Here is a 16,038-nt window from a genome sequence, read left to right as displayed (position 1 = left end):
ATGGTCAGGCGGTGGCGGGAGCGGAAGACCCCATGGATGAAGAGCTGTCCAGATCTTCAGCTTTCTTTTCCGCCGGGGGCAGCTCGTCCCGCGCCGCGGCGGCCGCCTCGGCCAGGGCCACGGCTTGGGCCTGGCGGCGCCACATGCTGGCATAGAGGCCCTCGGCGGCCACAAGCTCGGCATGGGTGCCACGCTCGGCGATGCGGCCTTCCGACAGCACGATGATTTCGTCCGCCTCCACCACGGTGGAAAGGCGGTGCGCGATCACAAGGGTGGTGCGGCCCCGCGCCACGCCCCGCAGGGCGGACTGGATCTCCTGCTCCGTGCGGGTGTCCAGCGCGCTGGTCGCCTCGTCCAGGATGAGGATGCGGGGATCCTTCAGGATGGTGCGGGCGATGGCCACCCGCTGCTTCTCGCCGCCCGATAGCTTCAGGCCGCGCTCACCCACCCGGGTCTTGTAGCCCTCTGGCAGGCGCATCACGAAATCATGCACCTGGGCGAGCTTGGCGGCCTGGATCACCTCTTCCTCGGTGGCGTCGGGGCGGCCATAGGCGATGTTGTAGAAGATGGTGTCGTTGAACAGCACCGTGTCCTGCGGCACCACGCCGATCGCGGCGCGCACGCTCTCCTGCGTCACGTCGCGGATATCAGCGCCATCGATGGTCACGCGGCCGTCCCATACATCGTAGAAGCGGAACATCAGGCGGGAGATGGTGGATTTGCCGGCGCCGGTGGGGCCGACGATGGCCAGCATCCTGCCGGGCGGCACCTCGAAGCTGACGCCGTGCAGGATCTCCCGGTTCCGGCCATAGCCGAAGCGGACATTCTCGAAACGCACCTCACCGGGGCCGGCCGGCAGGGCGGGGGCGCCCGGCTTGTCCGCCACCTCCCGGGGCTGGCGCATCAGGGTGAACATGGCCTCCATATCCACCAGCCCCTGCTTCATCTCGCGATAGACGAAGCCCAGGAAGTTCAGCGGCAGGTAGAGCTGGATGAGATAGGTGTTCACCAGCACGAAGTCGCCAACACTCATCCGCCCGGCGACAACGCCCTGCGCCGCCATCAGCATCACCGCTGTAAGCCCGATCGCGATGATCGCGGCCTGGCCCATGTTGAGGAAGTTCAGCGAAACCTCGGACTTGGTATAGGCATGCTCGTATCGCGCCAGGGAGGCGTCGTAGCGCCGCTCCTCATGGCGTTCATTGCCGAAATACTTGACCGTTTCGTAGTTCAGCAGGCTGTCGATGGCCCGTGTGTTCGCCTCCTGGTCCGTGTCGTTCATCCGGCGGCGGAATTGCAGCCGCCAGTTCGTGAACATCAGCGTGAAGGCGACATAGACCGCGATCGTCCCCAGTGTGACGGCCGCGAAGGTGAAGTCGAACAGCCGCCACAGGATCACCGCAACCATCAGGATCTCGAAGATGGTCGGGATGATGTTGAACAGCATGAAGTCGAGGACGAAGTTGATCCCCCGCGTCCCGCGCTCGATCACCCGGGACAGGCCGCCGGTCTGCCGGTCCAGGTGGAAGCGGAGCGACAGGGCGTGCAGATGGGTGAAGACCTGCAGCGCGATCCGCCGCCCGGCCCGCGCCTGCACCCTGGTGAAGACCGCATCCCGCAGCTCCCCGAAGGCGCTGGAGGCGACGCGGAGCAAGCCATAGGCAATCACCAGCGCCACTGGCACAGAGAGAATGGCAGCCACCGTGCCGGCAGCGGCGCCTGCATGGGGCGCCAGCGCGTCCACCGCCCGGGCATAGGCGATGGGAACGAGAACATTGGCGACCTTGGCGGCAGCCAGAAGCAGCAGGGCGATGACGACGCGGGCGCGTAGCCCCGTCTCCCCCTTGGGCCAGAGATAGGGGGCGAGGCTTCGCAGCGTGGCCAGGGTGCCGCGCTGGGCGGGAAGGCCGGAGGACTGGTCGGGCTGGGCGGGGGGCACGCGGGAACTCCGATTCGGGCGCGCTGCCGGGCTCGGACGGCCCTCAGGGGCCAGTGCCGCGCCGGGCGGTCCGGGATATGGGCTGCCTCGTTCCACCACGGGGATGGAAGGGCGTTCGGGTCCCACATGGGGCCTCCCGGCGCCGGGCGCCAGCCGGGAGGGCTGCATGGCGGGGATGCCTAAGGACGTCGCACCGGGCAGAATGGGCGAATGGAACGCTTCGCCCGCCACATCACCGCCTGCAACAACATCCCCTCCCCTGCGGGCTATCTGCCTTTCCGCATCGGGGATGCCCAGGTGGGATGGCTGGAGCCGGATGCGGCGCGCGCCCTGACTTTCCTGCCAAAGATCGTGCATTTCGGGCCGGAGGGTGTCTCCCTGGCCGCTGGTGTCCGGGGCAGCGCGGCCCGGACCGGCGCCATGGCCGAGATCGCCCGCACCCTGGCCAAGGCCGGTTTCGGGCGCATCCGGGGTGAGGAATTCGACGTCCGCGCCAGCCCCTTCGGCCCCGTGCTGGCAACGGTGGATCGTGGCGTGCTGCCGGCCATGGGGATCATGAGCCAGGGCGTGCACATGAATGGTCTCGTCCGGCGGCCGGACGGGCTGCATCTCTGGGTTGGCTGGCGGTCCAAGACCAAGGCAGTCGCACCGGGCCAGATGGACAATGTGGTGGCGGGCGGCATCCCCGCCGGGCTGACGCCGGAACGCTGCCTGGTGAAGGAAGCGGAAGAGGAAGCCTCTATTCCCGCTGAGCTGGCGCTGAAGGCGCGCTCTGTCGGCCGCGTCTCCTACATCATGCGGACGGAGGAGGGTATGCGGCGCGACCTGCTGCATCTCTTCGACCTCGACATGCCGGAGGACGTCGTCCCCCGCCCGAATGACGACGAGGTGGAGCGTTTCGAGTTGTGGCCGATTGCCCGGGTGCTGGAGGCGGTGCGGGACACGGATGACGTGAAGTTCAACGTAAATCTCGTGCTGATCGACCTCTTCATCCGCGAGGGCCTGCTGCAGGACCCGGACGGGTCTCTGCGAGCGGGGCTGGACCAGCTCGTCTGATCGCGGGGTGACGCCAGATGGGCCGGGGAACAGGGTCGCCCGGCCGAGCCATAGGCGGTCAGCCCGGCCGCCTTCGCGCCGTGGATGTCACGGGGATGCACGGCGACGAGCGCCGGCCGCTCCGCCCCAAGATCCGCGGTCGCGAGGCGGAGGAGCTTCGCCTCCCCGACCGAGACGGCCCGCGCCGAACCAGATCACCGGGCGCCGTAACAGCGCCGAAGCCGCTCCGGGCACCAGGCCTGACCGTGGGGCAACATCTCTCATCCAGCCAAGGAATCCAGGACGAACTCTGGAAACACCGGCTGTAACAAAGCGTTGCTGGCGAGGCCCGAAGACAGGAGAACCGTGTGCCGAACTGCCGCCTGAGCACCGCTGCGCTGATCCTGGCCAGCGTATTTTCCATCATCATCGTGCCAGCGGCGAAAGGGGAAGAGGTCGGAGATCTCGACATCAACATGCCCAATACGCTGGACGACGCCTTCGTCGGCGATCGTGGCAGTGCCGAGCTGCAAGGGGCCGCGCGTTACGACCATGGGCGCCGGGGGGACACGGTGCGCTTCTTCCCGCGCCTGCAATATGTCCCCCTGGAGGGGCTGCAGCTCTCGGTGGGACTGCCCTACAGCATTGGGTCCGGTCCGGACGCCAATCAGGGCGAGGTCAATCTGGACGCGCTGTACAACCTCAACCGCGAGACGCGCTGGCTTCCCGCCTTCGCCGTCTCCACTGAAGTGAATGCGCCGGTTGGACCTGGGGGGCACGGCTGGGACCTGCAGCTTTGGGGCATCGCCAGCAAGACCGTCGATTCAGGCCCAGCCCAGCGGCGCCTGCACCTGAACCTCGTCTGGATGCACCATTTTGACCCGACAGGGGACGAACGGCAGGACCGCTACCGCGTCACGCTGGGCTATAGCCAGCTCCTGGAACAACGCACCGCACTGGTCGCCAATATCCTCCGCCAGACCCAGGAACGCGGGGAGCGTCCCGCCACCATCATCGAGGCCGGGTTGCGCCATCAGATTTCGCAGAACGTGACGCTCGGTGGCGCGCTGGGCACTGGCATCGGACGCGACTCGCCCCGCTTCCGTGCCATCGTGAGCGTGCAATTCAGCCTGGGCGGGGGATAACGGCCGTGAAGTGCCGTGCCGCCGGACGCCGCCCAGGACGCCCCCCCCGACACAGCGCTCCGGGTACCGGCGCGTTGCACCTGAACCGGACTCCAGCAGGTGAGTTTACGGCAGGACGCGCCGGAGCCATGTAAGATGTCTTCTGATCGGCCTCCCTCGACAGCATCGCGGAAATCGGAGCCGGGAAGGAGAAACATGCCGCCCCGGCAGAGCGATCTCGAATTGCGGCCGACCCGGGCGGACTTTCTCCTGGATCTGCGCATTGTGCGTTGTGGGTGGGTGGTTTTTGCCCTGTCCGTATTGGCGGCTCTGTCGGGTCTTCTCGGTCGCGGGCCGCTCAGCAGTGCAACCTCAGGCGAGGCCGGCGCGTCCCTTCGCGCGGAATACCATCGCTTCGGGCGTTATGAGGGTCCGACCGAGCTGCGGCTCCACATAAACCCCGAACTGGCCCACAACGGCACATTGCGGATCTGGATAGACCGACGCTTCCTTGAGGCGCTTGCGCTGGAAAACGTGCTTCCTCAGCCCGATACCGTGGAACTCGGAACGGATCGCCACACCTATGTCTTCGCCGCACCGAAACTGGGCGGCCAGACTGCCATCACCTTCCGCTACAAGCCGACGGTGAAGTTCCGCACCGTGCCCGTGCGCCTCGGCACCGAGGACGGGCCGGAACTCGCCTTCTGGCAATTCGTCTATCCGTAACGCCGGCAGCCCACCTCAGAGGAAAAGCGCATGGACTCGGTCCTCCGCAGCCTCGCCATCTACTTCTTCCTGCTGCTGGTCTTCCGGCTGGCGGGAAAACGAACACTGAGCGAGACCTCGAATTTCGAGTTGGTGGTGCTGCTCATCATCAGTGAGACGATCCAGCAGGCGATGGTCGACAACGATCACTCCATGACGAACGCTTTTCTGTCGATCGTCACCCTGCTCGGGGCAAGTGTCGCCATGTCCTGGCTCAAGCAGCGCTCTCCCACGCTGGAGCGCTGGGCCGAGGGCACTCCCATGCTGCTGGTCGAGAATGGGCGTCCCAACCGCAGCCGAATGCAAGCCGCCCGGATCGGCGATGACGAAATCCTTGCTGCTGCGCGCCGATCCCATGGGCTCGAGCGAATGGATCAGATCCGGCACGCCGTGCTTGAGATAGACGGCGGCATCTCGATCATTCCCGCAAAGGACGCAAAGGCGAGCTAGGGACGGGCTCGCCGCGTTCCAGCCACATGCCGGGACGCGTGAACACGGGCGCCATGGCCGCGCGGCAACGGCCAAGCGGCATCACACGTGCTGGCCACCGTTGATGTGAATCTCCGCCCCGTTCACGTAGGAGGACGCGCCGGAGCAGAGAAACAGGATCGTTTCCGCCACCTCCTCCGCCGTGCCCAGCCGCCGCATCGGGATCTGCCGCTCCACGATGTCCTGGGTTCCAGGGGAAAGAATGGCCGTGTCGATCTCGCCCGGCGCGATGGCATTTACGCGCACCCCATGGGCGCCGAATTCAAAGGCCAGCTCCCGCGTCAGCGCCGCCAGCGCTGCCTTGGAGCAGGCATAGGCTGCCCCCGCGAAGGGATGCACTCGCGATCCGACGATGGAGGTGACATTCACGATGCTGGCGCCGCCCGCCTTCAGTTCCGGAAAAAGTCCACGCGCCAGCGCAGCCGTGGAGAACAGGTTCACGTTGAACACCGACATCCAGGTTGCGTAGTCCGTATTCAACGCGCCCAGCCGCGCTCCCTCCGCCCCTTTGGGCGAGATTCCGGCATTGTTGACCAGGGCGTGTAACTGCCCCTCCGGCAGGCGCGACCGGACCTCCTCGATCATGGCCTGCACCTGCACCGGGTCGGACAGATCGGCCTGGATGTGCCCCCAACGCGCCCCGGGCCAGCGGCATTCCTCCGAGAAAGGCTGGCGGGAGACGGTGAGGATGCGCCAGCCCTCGCCCTGGAAGCGCTTCACCGTGGCGTGGCCGATGCCCCGGCTGGCGCCGGTCAGCAGCATGATCCGGGTTCCAGCGCTCATGGGTCCATCCTTCGGGTGGAAGGAAGTCGGTCTGGCATGGCATCGTGCTCCCGCGTCAGGCCCTGTTGGGCGACCGCACCGGGTTCAGATGCCGTGACGCGGGGGCGTGGCGCAAGCGGTGGATTACAGCGCAAGCAACGGGAAGCGCGTGGGCCGAGGTGCGGCCAGGCTGGGCCGCCATCACCGGACCGTCCCCATGCTGAAAGCCTTTCCGCGGCTCGCTGCCTCCAACCTCGCGGCGCAATCCTCCGAACAGGTCGCGCTGGCCGCAGCGCCGTTGGTTGCCGTGCTGACGCTGGGCGCGGGGGCGGCCGAGACGGGTTGGCTCCAGGCCGCGCAGACGCTGCCCTTCCTGTTGCTTGCCCTTCCGGCCGGGGTACTGGCCGACCGCCTCCCCCGCCGCCGCCTGATGATCGGCGCGGAGCTTCTGCGGGCCGCCACGCTGCTCGGCATTCTCGCCCTTGCCGCGCTGGGACGGCTCGACCTGGCGGGGCTTGCGGCACTCGGCTTCCTCGGGGCCACGGGCACGGTGGCGCAGGGCGTGGCAGCCCCGGCATTGCTGCCCGCCCTGGTTCCGCGAGAGAGCCTCGCGGCCGCGAACCGATGGCTGGAACTGGGCCGGAGCGGCGCCTTCGCCGCCGGCCCGGCCCTGGGCGGCGCGCTGCTCGGCTGGATAGGCGCCTCTCCCGCCTATGGGCTCGCCGTCGCGCTCTCTCTCCTCTCCGCCGGGCTTCTGGCGGGGTTGGCGGAACCGCCGCGGCCCCGTCGCGCGCGCCGCCATCCCGGGCGCGAGTTGCGGGAGGGCATCGCCTTCGTGCTTTCCCACGCGCTGCTGCGGCCGATCCTGGTCACGGCCCTCCTGTTCAACACGGCCTGGTTCATTCTCCAGGCCGCTTATGTGGCCCATGCCGTCCACCATCTCGGGCTGACGGCCTCCGGCGTCGGTCTCACCCTCGGCCTCTGCGGCGCCGGGATGGTGGTGGGAGCCCTAGGGGCACCGATGCTGGCCGCGCGACTGCCACTGGGCGGAATAATCGCGGCGGGCCCCTGCACGGCGGCCGTGGCAGCACTGCTGATGTTCGCCACCCTGGCCATGCCCTCGGCGATCCTGGCGGGGCTGGCGCTCTTTCTCTTCGGTGCCGGGCCAATCCTCTGGTCCATCCACACGACCGCCCTGCGCCAGGCGGTCACGCCAGCACCGATGCTCGGGCGTGTCACGTCCGTGGTGCTGACGGCGACCTATGGCGCCCGGCCGCTCGGTGCCGCGATCGGGGCACTGCTGGCGGAACGCTTCGGGGTGGGCGCCTGCCTAGCTGCCTCGGCGGCGGGATTCTTGTTGCAAGCCGGGGTGATCCTCGCCTCCCCGGCGCGGCGGCTGCGGGCGCTGCCCTGCCCGGCGTGACAGGGCCGGGCAGCACTGCTTTGTCATCGTAAGCGACGGCCAAATGACATATTATTCATCACCGGACGGGTATGCTGGCGGGGGACTATCCCGCCGGCTGTCCGGGTTTTCATGCCGGCAACAAGACAAAAAATGGGAGGCCGTGATGATGAGGACCTATTCTACCCCGACCCGTAGCCTAAGCCCGCACCAGAATGGCAGGTTGGTTCCCTCGCTGATCGCGCTAGCCCTGGTGGTCGCGCTTCTGGTGATCGAATACGCGCTGGACTGGCCGGTCCATCTCCGGGGCGAGGCGCGCTAAGAGAGCGCCGGAGTGCGGGATCGGAGGGAGATGCCAATGGCCGATACAGCGCCAAGCTATCACCTTTTCGGCAATATCCTGACCTTCCGGGCACGGCCATCGGAGGGCTCCCCCTTCCTGCTGTCGGAATGCCGCTCGGCGCCAGGCGCGGGCGCGCCGCCCAACCGTCACCCCGGCGACGAGGAGTCGTTCTACATCCTGTCCGGGCGCTACGAATTCAGCGTGGACGGCGTGGCACGGCTGGTCGGGCCAGGAGACTACGTGCCGATTCCAAGCGGGGCGCCCCACCACTTCCGGAACGTCGGCACGGATATGGCCTCGATGCTGATCCTGAACTGCCCGGGCCACCAGCATGAGGCATTCTTTTCGACGCTCGGCGAGGCGGTGGCGGCGGACGCCTCCCCCATAACCCCGGCCGGCCCTCCCCCGGAGAAGATGCTGGCCGAGTTGCGGCGCCTCTCGGCCGAGTGCGGGGTGGAACTGCTGGTCTGACGGCCCGCCATGGTGCTTGCGGGCCGTCAGTACGGCCGTGTGCGTATTTTCCCCAGGCGGGCATGGACGGGGCCTAACCGCCCCGCCTCGCTGAAATACACGAACCCCGCGCGCCCTTTCAGGGAATGGCCGCGTCAAGCGCCGTCTAGCGCAGCGTCTCGCGCGTAACGCTACCACCCGGCGCAGCCTGCATCGGCGGCATTCCACCGCCCATGCTACCCGGGCCGGGCACGGCGGCTAGCGGAGCCGGCGCGGCAGGCGCCGGGCCGCTGAAGCGCATCAGCACCGCCCTCAGCGGGTCCGCGGCCGGGTTATGCGCTTCCATGTTCACCACGACCTGCCGCGCCGCGACGGAGCGGCCGTAATAGCCGGTGTTGAAGTCATTGCGGCTGGAGAGCAGCGAGCCCTCCAGCGAGATGCCGGCATAGAGGCCTCGGGTGCGGGCGAAGCTGACGATATCCGCGCCCACCGCCGTCGTGGTGGCCCCCGCAATTCCGGCGCCCAGCGTGGCGACCGCCACGGAGGCGTCGGCGCCGAGCTTGACTTGGCTGTCCATCACCGCATTCAGCCCGCGCTCGGTGAGGATGAACATCATCACCTGCATGTCCTGTATGCCGATCTGCAGGCCGAAGCTGGCCGAGCCGATGGTGTAGAAGGCTGGCGAGGACCAGGATCCCGCCCCATCACGCGCCGTCAACACGCAGTCGCCGCCCTGGCCGCCGAAGACGAAGCCGGCACGGAAGATGCGGGGGCAGATCATCACCGCCCGGGCATCATTCAGCACCCGCCGGGCGTCGCGCAGCGCATTCGCGTCGCCATCCGAGAGCATTTCCTGAACCGTCAGCGTGGCGCGGTCCACGAGCGTCTGTTCTTCGGCCTGAGCCATCGCCCCGCGCGGCAGGAACCCCAGCGCGGCTGCCAGGGCACCCAGCGCAATGATCGTGCGTCGCATGAAGTTCTTCCCCCAACCCCTTGCTCAGACGGGAGACTAGCGAGTCGAAGGCGGCGAGACCAGGGCGGCCTCGTGGCGAGCTGCGGATGGGCCGCCGCCTCGGGGGCGGAGTGCCGACCCGGGGATCCGGTCAGACGAGCGGCGGTTCCTCATTCACCCCATTGACCCGCCAGTGCCCGTTCTCCCGCTCCAGCCGGGTGAGGGAGAGATTCTTCACGCTGAACTGAAGCGCCTGATAGGGCGTCAGGGCGCAGGCATGGGCCAGGGCGGCGCGGATCGAACCGCCATGGGCGACGATGACGGCGTCGCCGCCCTGATTCTCCTCCGCTACCCCCTCCAACGTGGGGCCTACGCGCTCCACCACGTCGGAAAAGCTCTCGCCGCCCGGGGGCTTCTCGTCGGGGCCATGCATCCAGAAGGGATGGGGCGGGTCACGCAGCATGGCGATGAACTCCTCATGCGTCAGCCCCTGCCATTCACCCAGATGTTGCTCGACGAAATGCGGCAGCTCTAACAGCTCCTGCTCCGGGTAGCCCGCGGCGAAGATGGCCATCGCGGTGGCGCGGGTGCGGGCCAAGGGGGTGCAGTACCAGCGGGCGCCGGCCGGCAGGCGGTTGGCCAGCCAGGCATGGGCCGGGCGCTCCCGCACCAGCGTCTCCTGGCAAAGCGCGACATCGGCCGCGCCATAGGCGGTCAGGCGCGCAGGTGCCTCGACCAGCGCGTGGCGGATCAGGAAGATTCGAGCTATGTCCGGCATGCGGCCCTCTACCTTGCGGCGCCGTCGGCGCCTACTCCCCACAGCGCGAAGGGCGCCTATTCACCGATCGTCAGCAGCGCCCCGCGCTCCCGCGCCTGGTGGAATTGCCGCATGAACAGCCAGCCCATGGCGGCCAGCCAGATCAGGTCCAGCGCGAAGGCCCAGCCGAGGTGACCCCAGGCGATCCGGTTCTCCAGCAGGGCCGCGCGCATCCCCTCGAAGACATGCGCAGCCGGGGTGGCAAGTGAGAATGGCTGGAGCCAGCCGGGCAGCACGGAGACCGGATAGAACACCGCCGCGAAGGGCGTGAGGCCGAAGAGCACCGACCAGGCCAGCGCCTCGGCCCCCGCGCCATGGCGCAGGATGAGGCTGGTAACGCCCAGCGCCACGGCCCAGCCCATGATCATCAGCGCGGCGAAGAACAGCACCACGACAGGGCCCAGCGAGAACAACCCGAAGCCATAGAGCAGCCAAGCCAGCAGCACCGCAGGAAGCACGCCGGTCAGCATGCGGATGATGCTCATCCCCACGAGGGCCGCGACAAGTTCCCAGGGCCGCAACGGGGAGACGAAGACATGGCCAAGATTGCGGGACCAGATCTCCTCCAAGAAGGAAATGGCAAAGCCCATCTGGCTGCGCAGCGCCACTTCCCACAGCAGCACGCCGCCGAGCAGCGCGCCCGCGGCGAGGCTGGCTGTGTTCTGCTGCACGCCCGCGACATAGGCTGTGACGAAACCCCAGACGATCATCTGGAGGATCGGCCAGTACATCAGCTCCAGCACGCGCGGCCAGGAGCGGCGAAACAGGGCGAGATGGCGGTACATCATGCCCCAGACCCGCCTGGCGGAAGCGCGCATCAGGCTGCCTCCGCGCCGCGACGGTTGCGGGCAATGTCGAGGAACACTTCCTCCAGGTCATCGCGGCCATATCGCGCCAGAAGTTCGGCCGGCGATCCACTGTCCACCAGCCTTCCCTTCTTCAGCATCAGCACATGGCCACAGAGGCGCTCCACCTCCGCCATGTTATGCGAGGCCAGCAGGATCGCGCAGCCGCTCTCCGCGCGGTACCGCTCCAGCCAGCTGCGTACCCAGTCGGCAGTATCGGGATCGAGGCTCGCCGTGGGCTCGTCCAGCAGCAATACATCGGGGCGGTTGATCAGCGACTTCGCCAGGGCCACCCGTGTCTTCTGCCCGGCGGAGAGTTGGCCGGCCGGGCGGTCCAGCAAATCCGTCAGGTCGAGCTGTTCCGCCAACTCCGCGATCCGCGCCTCGGCGCGCGGCACGTCGTAAAGATGCGCATAGACGCGCAGATTCTCTCCCACGCTCAGCCGATGCGGCAGGGCAATATAGGGTGAGGAGAAATTCGCCCGCGCAAGCGCCGCGAAACGGTCCCGCGCCATGTCATGGCCCAGCAGGCGCGCGCGGCCGGCGCTCGGGATCAACAGGCCCAGCAGCATCGCGATGGTGGTGCTCTTCCCCGCGCCATTGCCGCCCAGCAGGCCGAATGTCGCCCCGCGCGGCAGGGTGAAGCTCAGGGAGTCCACCGCCAGTGTTTCACCGTAGCGCTTGGTCAGGCCCTCTGCCGCAATGGCGGGGACAGCGGAATGGACGGGTTGGGGCATGGGCCCCGCATAGGCCGCCAGGTCGGACGCAGGAAGGAGATGTGGCTTCACGCCTGCATCAACGGCTCCGGTGAACCGAGGTTCAACGGCTCCGGTGAACCTCGCGGCTCAACGACGCAGATGCCGGTCCGTCGCGCGGCCCTGGAACAGGGTGATACCGTTCTCCCACCCCCAGGCGATGGCGGCGGCCCGATCCGCCCCGGTCAGCACCACTTCTATCCCTTCCCCAGCCAGTGCGGCGATCGGGCCAGGACTGGCGGGCAGGGATTCATGCCAGGCAAGCCGCACCAGCCCCGCCCCCAGCCGGGCCGGCGGCAGCAGGCTGAGTACGGCCCCGCTTGGCGCCTCCAGCGCCAGCCCATAGCCACGGCTGACCGCCAGGTCGCGCCCGAGGGCGAAGCCGGCCGGATCCGACAGCACCTCCGCCGCGGGCACGGCCAAGGTCAGCATCGGCCGCACCGCCCCGGGCAGGCGTGCGTCCAGTGCCAGCATGGCGTCCGAGGTCAGCGCCGCCGCGGAAAGGAAGAGGTGCAGCGGCACCGGCCGGGCCAGCCATTCGGGCCGGGCAATGCCCGCCAGCATCCGCAGTTCCAGGGCAAGGCGGATCCGGGCGGCCAGCGCGGGAACCGCATCCAGCCCGCAGCCCGGCAGCAGCCGGTCGCGCAGCGCCTGCGGCATTGGCGCAATGGATTCGGCAATGATCGCTGACTCCCCCTCCGGCGTCAGGCGGCAGACGGGCTGGCGGCGCAGATAGGGTGCCGGATCGGCACGGGCGAGGCTGGGCAGGATGGCGGCCAGCGCCTCCGCCTCCAGCACTGGCGCCTCGGGGCTGGCGGCCGGAGCGGCAAGGGCGAGGCCAAGGCTCTCCTCCAGCGCTGCCAGTAAGGCGCTGGACTCCTCGGGCAGACGCAGGGTGCGGACCACCTCCGGAATGGCGGCCTCCTCCACTGAGCCGTCCAGCACACGCAGCACGGTGGGCCGCAGCGTGTCCGGTGGGGCGGTCGCCACGGCCATGTCGCCATCAGGCAGGTGGAAGACCCGGGCACGGCGCGCATGCTGTGGCAGGGCCAGGGCCTCGCGCAGCAGGCGGCGGTGATGCGGGCGCTCGAGGCCCTTGGGCAAACGGGACAGGCGCAGCCAGAGAATATCCCGCACCGCGTCGGAGGCGATGCAGCGCCGCACCAGCCCGGCCAGCTCCGCCGCGTTGCCATCGGGTCCGGTCAGGGGCGGCGGATCGGCCCGTCGTCTGGGCTGGACCTGGGCCGACGGAGCGGCCGGGATCATGCCGGACCCCGCCCCCATGCGCCGAGAAGCCGGTCCGCCTGCGGCCCCGCGAAGCGCCCAATTCCGCGGGACAGTCCCCATTCAAGCCCGGCCGCGTCCGCAACGCCCTCCAGCACCACGCGCGCAGGATCCAGGGCCTGCCAGAAACCGTCTGGCAGGGCATTCAGATCCGGGTCCAGGGTGAGATGAAGCGCCATGCCGGGCAGGTAGGCGGGATCGAGAAGCGCCAGCGCCGCCGCCGTCAGCCCTGCCAGGGCAAAGTGCGAGGCCGGGGGCCGGGCCAGGGCACCCAGTGGCAGGACCGGCAGGACCGGCGCCCCGGCCTGGCATTCGGGCGGCTGGTCCAGATGCAATACAGCCTGGGCTGGCGGAGCAATGGACCGGGCGCGGCGGGCCACGATCTCCCAGCCATGCGCCTGCCATGGGGCCCCCGCCCAGCGCGGCCCGAGTGCTGCGGCGATAGCGGGCGCGGAAGGCAGGACGCGCAGCCCGGCAGGGCGCGGCACCCCACCCGGCCCGAATTCCAGGATCGGGCGTCGTTCGATCAGGGGCTCCAGAGGCGCCGCTGCCAGGATCGCTTCCGGACCGGTGCCGGATGCCTCCGGCACGGGCGGCATCGCCAGCGCTTCTGTGACAAGCACGGCATCGCGGCCGCGCAGCACGGCCGACAAGGTACGGCGGGCCAACTCCAGCGCGGATGGCGCGGCCTCCAACCGCCAAGCCCCGTCTGCCGCGGAGGAGATGCGGCCGCCGCGGTTCCGCGCGGCATCCTGAAGCAGCGCGTGGGCGACCCGGTGCGCTTCCGGCGCCAGGCCCGGACCAGGGCGGAACAGCAGCGCCCCGAGCGGCGTCTGGGGCGGCGGCCCATGCTCGGCGGGACGCGAGAGGGGGATCATCGTGCGGTGGAATCTGTACTGGCCAAGGTTAAGGTTCCGTCACCGGGCGCAACGCCCCGGTTGCCACCCGCCCCGGCGGCGGGCTACGCCGAAGTGATGACCGGCCCCGCGCCTGAACCTTCCGTTCCGCCCATGGCGGCCGCCGACCTGACCGAGGCCGTCCGGGCCCTCAAGCGCGCCTCCGTGCTGGTGATCGGCGACGCCATGCTGGACCGCTATGTCTATGGCGGCGTCGGACGGATCTCTCCCGAGGCGCCGGTGCCCGTGCTCAGCGTGGATCGCGAGGTCGCCATGCCCGGCGGCGCCGGGAATGTGGTGCGGAACCTCACCGCGCTCGGCGCGGCGGTGGCCTTCCTTTCCGTGGTCGGGGATGACCAGCCGGGATCGGACCTCACCGGGCTGATCGGCGGCCAGCCAGGCGTCGAGCCCTGGCTGCTGGTGCAGGGCGGCCGCGTGACCACGACCAAGACCCGCTTCATCGCTTCCGGCCAGCAATTGCTGCGCACGGATCACGAGGTGGCCCGCCCCATCCATCCGCGCCTGGCGGACCGGCTGGTGCGGATCGCACAGGATACGGTGGCGGCGACCAAGGTCATGGTCCTGTCCGACTACCGCAAGGGTGTGCTGGCCGGCGACGTGCCGGAGCGGCTGATCGCCGCGGCGCGCGCCGCCGGCCGCAAGGTGGTCGTGGACCCGAAGGGGGAGGACTTCGCGGCCTATGCCGGTGCCGACCTCATTACCCCCAGCCGCAATGAGTTGCGCGAGGCAACGGGGATGGAGGTGGAGACCGAGCCCGCCCTGGTCGCCGCCGCGCGCGTGCTGCGCGACCGCCATGGCTTTGGCGCCGTGCTGGTCACGCGCAGCCAGGACGGGATGACGCTGGTGGAGGGCGATGCCGTCTATCACTTCCCGGCCGAGGCGCCGGAAGTGGTGGATGTTTCCGGTGCCGGGGATACGGTGGTGGCGGTGGTGGCGGCGGGCATGGCGGTGGGGTTGCCCCTGGCCGTTGCGGCGCGCCTCTCCAACGTCGCGGCCGGCTTGGCCGTCGGCAAGCTCGGCACGGCGGTTGCGCGCGACTCTGACATCCTGGGGGCGCTGAGCGCCGAGCGCGGGGCGCTTCGCAAGGTCGTTTCCCGCATGAAGGCCGCCGAACAGGCCGAGCGCTGGCGGCAGCGCGGCTGGCGGGTGGGCTTCACCAATGGCTGCTTCGATCTTCTGCATCCCGGCCATGTCCACCTGCTGGAGCAGGCACGGAGCTGGTGCGACCGGCTGATCGTCGGGCTGAACGCGGATGAGAGCGTGCGCCGGCTGAAGGGCCCGGCCCGGCCGGTGCAGGGTGAGGCGGCGCGGGCGGCCGTGCTCGCCTCGCTTACCACCGTCGACCTCGTGACGTTGTTCGATGAGGACACGCCCGAGGCGCTGATCGAGGCCGTGCGGCCCGATGTGCTGGTGAAAGGCGCAGACTATCAGCTGGAGCAGGTGGTGGGCGGCGCCTTGGTGCAGGAATGGGGCGGGGTGGTCCGGCTGGCCGAGCTGCTGCCGGGCAATTCCACCACCGCCACCGTAGCACGCATCCGGGGTTGAAGGCCGGGGCTGGCGGCGGCCCGGCCGCCGCCTTCCGGCTTCAGCCGCGGCCCTGCAGCACGCTGATGTCGATCAGGTGCTCGCGGATGCGATCGCTGGCCAGCAGCGCCATGAGCTTGTCCGGCATGGGGGCCTGGCTCCCCGCCATGGCCGTGGTCAGGTTCAGCAGCTCCTGATGGCCCTGTTCCTGTACCTGCAGGAACATCCGGTCGAACTCGGCGCCATTCGCCGCCTGCAGGCGCTGGAGGGTCTGATACTTCTCCCCGCCGAATTGCGGGTCGGGAAGGTTGTGTCCCGCCATCTTCATGGCCTGGGCCATGCCCTCCTGCTCCCGGACCTCGAAATTGGCGAAGCGCTTCACATCGGGGTTGGACGCCTTCTCCATCCCGACGCGCGCAGTGGCGAGGGAGAAGCCCCCGGCCTCATGCGTCATTTTCACGAGCTGGTCCGGTGCCATGCTGGTCATGTTGGCTGGCGGGGTATTGGCCTGCGGCGCGGCGCCCGGGCCGGGGGACCGGTTCATGGCCCCTCCCCCTGTGGCACCCTGGGCCATGACGGACACGGGCAGAAGGCTGGCCCCCGCGAGGGCGAGCGAAATCGAACGGCGGTTCATG

General features: G+C 69.1%; 17 protein-coding genes. 8 read left to right on the top strand and 9 right to left on the bottom strand.

Annotated features, from left to right (window positions below; genetic code table 11):
* Window positions 1-4: 4 nt before the first annotated feature.
* A complete protein-coding gene (locus tag ACO1BU_RS15980) occupies window positions 5-1,939 on the bottom strand; it encodes an ABCB family ABC transporter ATP-binding protein/permease (protein ID WP_424136961.1) in 1,935 nt (644 codons plus the stop codon).
* 210 nt (window positions 1,940-2,149) lie between these two features.
* On the opposite strand from ACO1BU_RS15980, the gene ACO1BU_RS15975 reads away from it, so the two are divergent.
* The 4 genes from ACO1BU_RS15975 to ACO1BU_RS15960 all read left to right on the top strand — a co-directional run bounded on the left by ACO1BU_RS15975 (window position 2,150) and on the right by ACO1BU_RS15960 (window position 5,313).
* Window positions 2,150-2,995, top strand: a complete 846-nt coding sequence (locus ACO1BU_RS15975; protein WP_424136960.1) for an NUDIX hydrolase — start codon at window positions 2,150-2,152, stop codon at window positions 2,993-2,995.
* Window positions 2,996-3,342: 347 nt separating this feature from the next.
* Window positions 3,343-4,119 carry a hypothetical protein gene (locus ACO1BU_RS15970; RefSeq protein ID WP_424136959.1) on the top strand — a complete coding sequence of 259 codons (777 nt, stop codon included), beginning with the start codon at window positions 3,343-3,345 and terminating at the stop codon, window positions 4,117-4,119.
* 195 nt (window positions 4,120-4,314) lie between these two features.
* Window positions 4,315-4,824, top strand: coding sequence for a hypothetical protein (locus tag ACO1BU_RS15965; protein ID WP_424136958.1), 510 nt, complete (start codon window positions 4,315-4,317; stop codon window positions 4,822-4,824).
* 30 nt (window positions 4,825-4,854) lie between these two features.
* On the top strand, window positions 4,855-5,313 hold the full coding sequence (locus ACO1BU_RS15960; RefSeq protein WP_424136957.1) for a DUF421 domain-containing protein: 459 nt from the start codon (window positions 4,855-4,857) through the stop codon (window positions 5,311-5,313).
* Window positions 5,314-5,394: 81 nt separating this feature from the next.
* Here the strand turns inward: ACO1BU_RS15960 and ACO1BU_RS15955 are convergent, their stop codons facing one another.
* On the bottom strand, window positions 5,395-6,135 hold the full coding sequence (locus ACO1BU_RS15955) for an SDR family NAD(P)-dependent oxidoreductase (RefSeq protein WP_424136956.1): 741 nt from the start codon (window positions 6,133-6,135) through the stop codon (window positions 5,395-5,397).
* 196 nt (window positions 6,136-6,331) lie between these two features.
* Here ACO1BU_RS15955 and ACO1BU_RS15950 point away from each other — a divergent pair, with 196 nt between their 5' ends.
* The 3 genes from ACO1BU_RS15950 to ACO1BU_RS15940 all read left to right on the top strand — a co-directional run bounded on the left by ACO1BU_RS15950 (window position 6,332) and on the right by ACO1BU_RS15940 (window position 8,330).
* Window positions 6,332-7,537, top strand: a complete 1,206-nt coding sequence (locus tag ACO1BU_RS15950) for an MFS transporter (protein ID WP_424136955.1) — start codon at window positions 6,332-6,334, stop codon at window positions 7,535-7,537.
* A gap of 145 nt (window positions 7,538-7,682) precedes the next feature.
* Window positions 7,683-7,838 (top strand): hypothetical protein, encoded by a 156-nt coding sequence (locus tag ACO1BU_RS15945; protein WP_424136954.1) that lies wholly within the window; start codon window positions 7,683-7,685, stop codon window positions 7,836-7,838.
* A 36-nt stretch (window positions 7,839-7,874) separates the two neighbouring features.
* Window positions 7,875-8,330 carry a cupin domain-containing protein gene (locus tag ACO1BU_RS15940; protein ID WP_424136953.1) on the top strand — a complete coding sequence of 152 codons (456 nt, stop codon included), beginning with the start codon at window positions 7,875-7,877 and terminating at the stop codon, window positions 8,328-8,330.
* A gap of 145 nt (window positions 8,331-8,475) precedes the next feature.
* Here ACO1BU_RS15940 and ACO1BU_RS15935 read toward each other — a convergent pair whose 3' ends face one another.
* From ACO1BU_RS15935 to ACO1BU_RS15910, 6 genes are all read right to left on the bottom strand, one after another.
* Window positions 8,476-9,282 carry a lipid-binding SYLF domain-containing protein gene (locus ACO1BU_RS15935; RefSeq protein WP_424136952.1) on the bottom strand — a complete coding sequence of 269 codons (807 nt, stop codon included), beginning with the start codon at window positions 9,280-9,282 and terminating at the stop codon, window positions 8,476-8,478.
* A 130-nt stretch (window positions 9,283-9,412) separates the two neighbouring features.
* The gene (locus ACO1BU_RS15930; protein WP_424136951.1) at window positions 9,413-10,039 is read right to left on the bottom strand and encodes a histidine phosphatase family protein; all 627 of its coding nucleotides are present in this window, start codon (window positions 10,037-10,039) and stop codon (window positions 9,413-9,415) included.
* Window positions 10,040-10,095: 56 nt separating this feature from the next.
* Entirely contained in the window at window positions 10,096-10,896 is an 801-nt protein-coding gene (locus ACO1BU_RS15925) for an ABC transporter permease (protein ID WP_424136950.1), read from the bottom strand.
* Window positions 10,896-11,660, bottom strand: coding sequence for an ABC transporter ATP-binding protein (locus ACO1BU_RS15920; RefSeq protein WP_424136949.1), 765 nt, complete (start codon window positions 11,658-11,660; stop codon window positions 10,896-10,898). Before ACO1BU_RS15920 ends, ACO1BU_RS15925 begins: the two co-directional genes overlap by 1 nt.
* Before the next feature lie 108 nt (window positions 11,661-11,768).
* On the bottom strand, window positions 11,769-12,944 hold the full coding sequence (locus tag ACO1BU_RS15915) for a hypothetical protein (protein WP_424136948.1): 1,176 nt from the start codon (window positions 12,942-12,944) through the stop codon (window positions 11,769-11,771).
* On the bottom strand, window positions 12,941-13,840 hold the full coding sequence (locus ACO1BU_RS15910) for a serine/threonine-protein kinase (protein WP_424136947.1): 900 nt from the start codon (window positions 13,838-13,840) through the stop codon (window positions 12,941-12,943). Before ACO1BU_RS15910 ends, ACO1BU_RS15915 begins: the two co-directional genes overlap by 4 nt.
* 132 nt (window positions 13,841-13,972) lie before the next feature.
* Between ACO1BU_RS15910 and rfaE2 the strand changes: the two genes are divergently transcribed.
* Window positions 13,973-15,424 (top strand): D-glycero-beta-D-manno-heptose 1-phosphate adenylyltransferase, encoded by a 1,452-nt coding sequence (rfaE2, locus tag ACO1BU_RS15905; RefSeq protein WP_424136946.1) that lies wholly within the window; start codon window positions 13,973-13,975, stop codon window positions 15,422-15,424.
* Between the two features lie 40 nt (window positions 15,425-15,464).
* Here rfaE2 and ACO1BU_RS15900 read toward each other — a convergent pair whose 3' ends face one another.
* Window positions 15,465-16,037 (bottom strand): DUF4142 domain-containing protein, encoded by a 573-nt coding sequence (locus ACO1BU_RS15900; RefSeq protein ID WP_424136945.1) that lies wholly within the window; start codon window positions 16,035-16,037, stop codon window positions 15,465-15,467.
* Window position 16,038: the final 1 nt, after the last annotated feature.

Source organism: Roseomonas chloroacetimidivorans, from assembly GCF_049629625.1.
Taxonomy (GTDB): domain Bacteria; phylum Pseudomonadota; class Alphaproteobacteria; order Acetobacterales; family Acetobacteraceae; genus Roseomonas; species Roseomonas chloroacetimidivorans.
The sequence above is the reverse complement of the archived record's forward strand: the minus strand, read 5'-3'. Positions and strand labels throughout refer to the sequence as shown.

Excerpts from the sequence above, each read along its gene's own strand:
- ACO1BU_RS15975 (WP_424136960.1), top strand. The coding sequence starts at position 2,150 with ATGGAACGCTTCGCCCGCCACATCACCGCCTGCAACAACATCCCCTCC.
- ACO1BU_RS15965 (WP_424136958.1), top strand. The coding sequence starts at position 4,315 with ATGCCGCCCCGGCAGAGCGATCTCGAATTGCGGCCGACCCGGGCGGAC.
- ACO1BU_RS15960 (WP_424136957.1), top strand. The coding sequence starts at position 4,855 with ATGGACTCGGTCCTCCGCAGCCTCGCCATCTACTTCTTCCTGCTGCTG.
- ACO1BU_RS15955 (WP_424136956.1), bottom strand. The coding sequence starts at position 6,135 with ATGAGCGCTGGAACCCGGATCATGCTGCTGACCGGCGCCAGCCGGGGC.
- ACO1BU_RS15950 (WP_424136955.1), top strand. The coding sequence starts at position 6,332 with ATGCTGAAAGCCTTTCCGCGGCTCGCTGCCTCCAACCTCGCGGCGCAA.
- ACO1BU_RS15945 (WP_424136954.1), top strand. The coding sequence starts at position 7,683 with ATGATGAGGACCTATTCTACCCCGACCCGTAGCCTAAGCCCGCACCAG.
- ACO1BU_RS15940 (WP_424136953.1), top strand. The coding sequence starts at position 7,875 with ATGGCCGATACAGCGCCAAGCTATCACCTTTTCGGCAATATCCTGACC.
- ACO1BU_RS15935 (WP_424136952.1), bottom strand. The coding sequence starts at position 9,282 with ATGCGACGCACGATCATTGCGCTGGGTGCCCTGGCAGCCGCGCTGGGG.
- ACO1BU_RS15930 (WP_424136951.1), bottom strand. The coding sequence starts at position 10,039 with ATGCCGGACATAGCTCGAATCTTCCTGATCCGCCACGCGCTGGTCGAG.
- ACO1BU_RS15925 (WP_424136950.1), bottom strand. The coding sequence starts at position 10,896 with ATGCGCGCTTCCGCCAGGCGGGTCTGGGGCATGATGTACCGCCATCTC.
- ACO1BU_RS15920 (WP_424136949.1), bottom strand. The coding sequence starts at position 11,660 with ATGCCCCAACCCGTCCATTCCGCTGTCCCCGCCATTGCGGCAGAGGGC.
- ACO1BU_RS15915 (WP_424136948.1), bottom strand. The coding sequence starts at position 12,944 with ATGATCCCGGCCGCTCCGTCGGCCCAGGTCCAGCCCAGACGACGGGCC.
- ACO1BU_RS15910 (WP_424136947.1), bottom strand. The coding sequence starts at position 13,840 with ATGATCCCCCTCTCGCGTCCCGCCGAGCATGGGCCGCCGCCCCAGACG.
- rfaE2 (WP_424136946.1), top strand. The coding sequence starts at position 13,973 with ATGGCGGCCGCCGACCTGACCGAGGCCGTCCGGGCCCTCAAGCGCGCC.
- ACO1BU_RS15900 (WP_424136945.1), bottom strand. The coding sequence starts at position 16,037 with ATGAACCGCCGTTCGATTTCGCTCGCCCTCGCGGGGGCCAGCCTTCTG.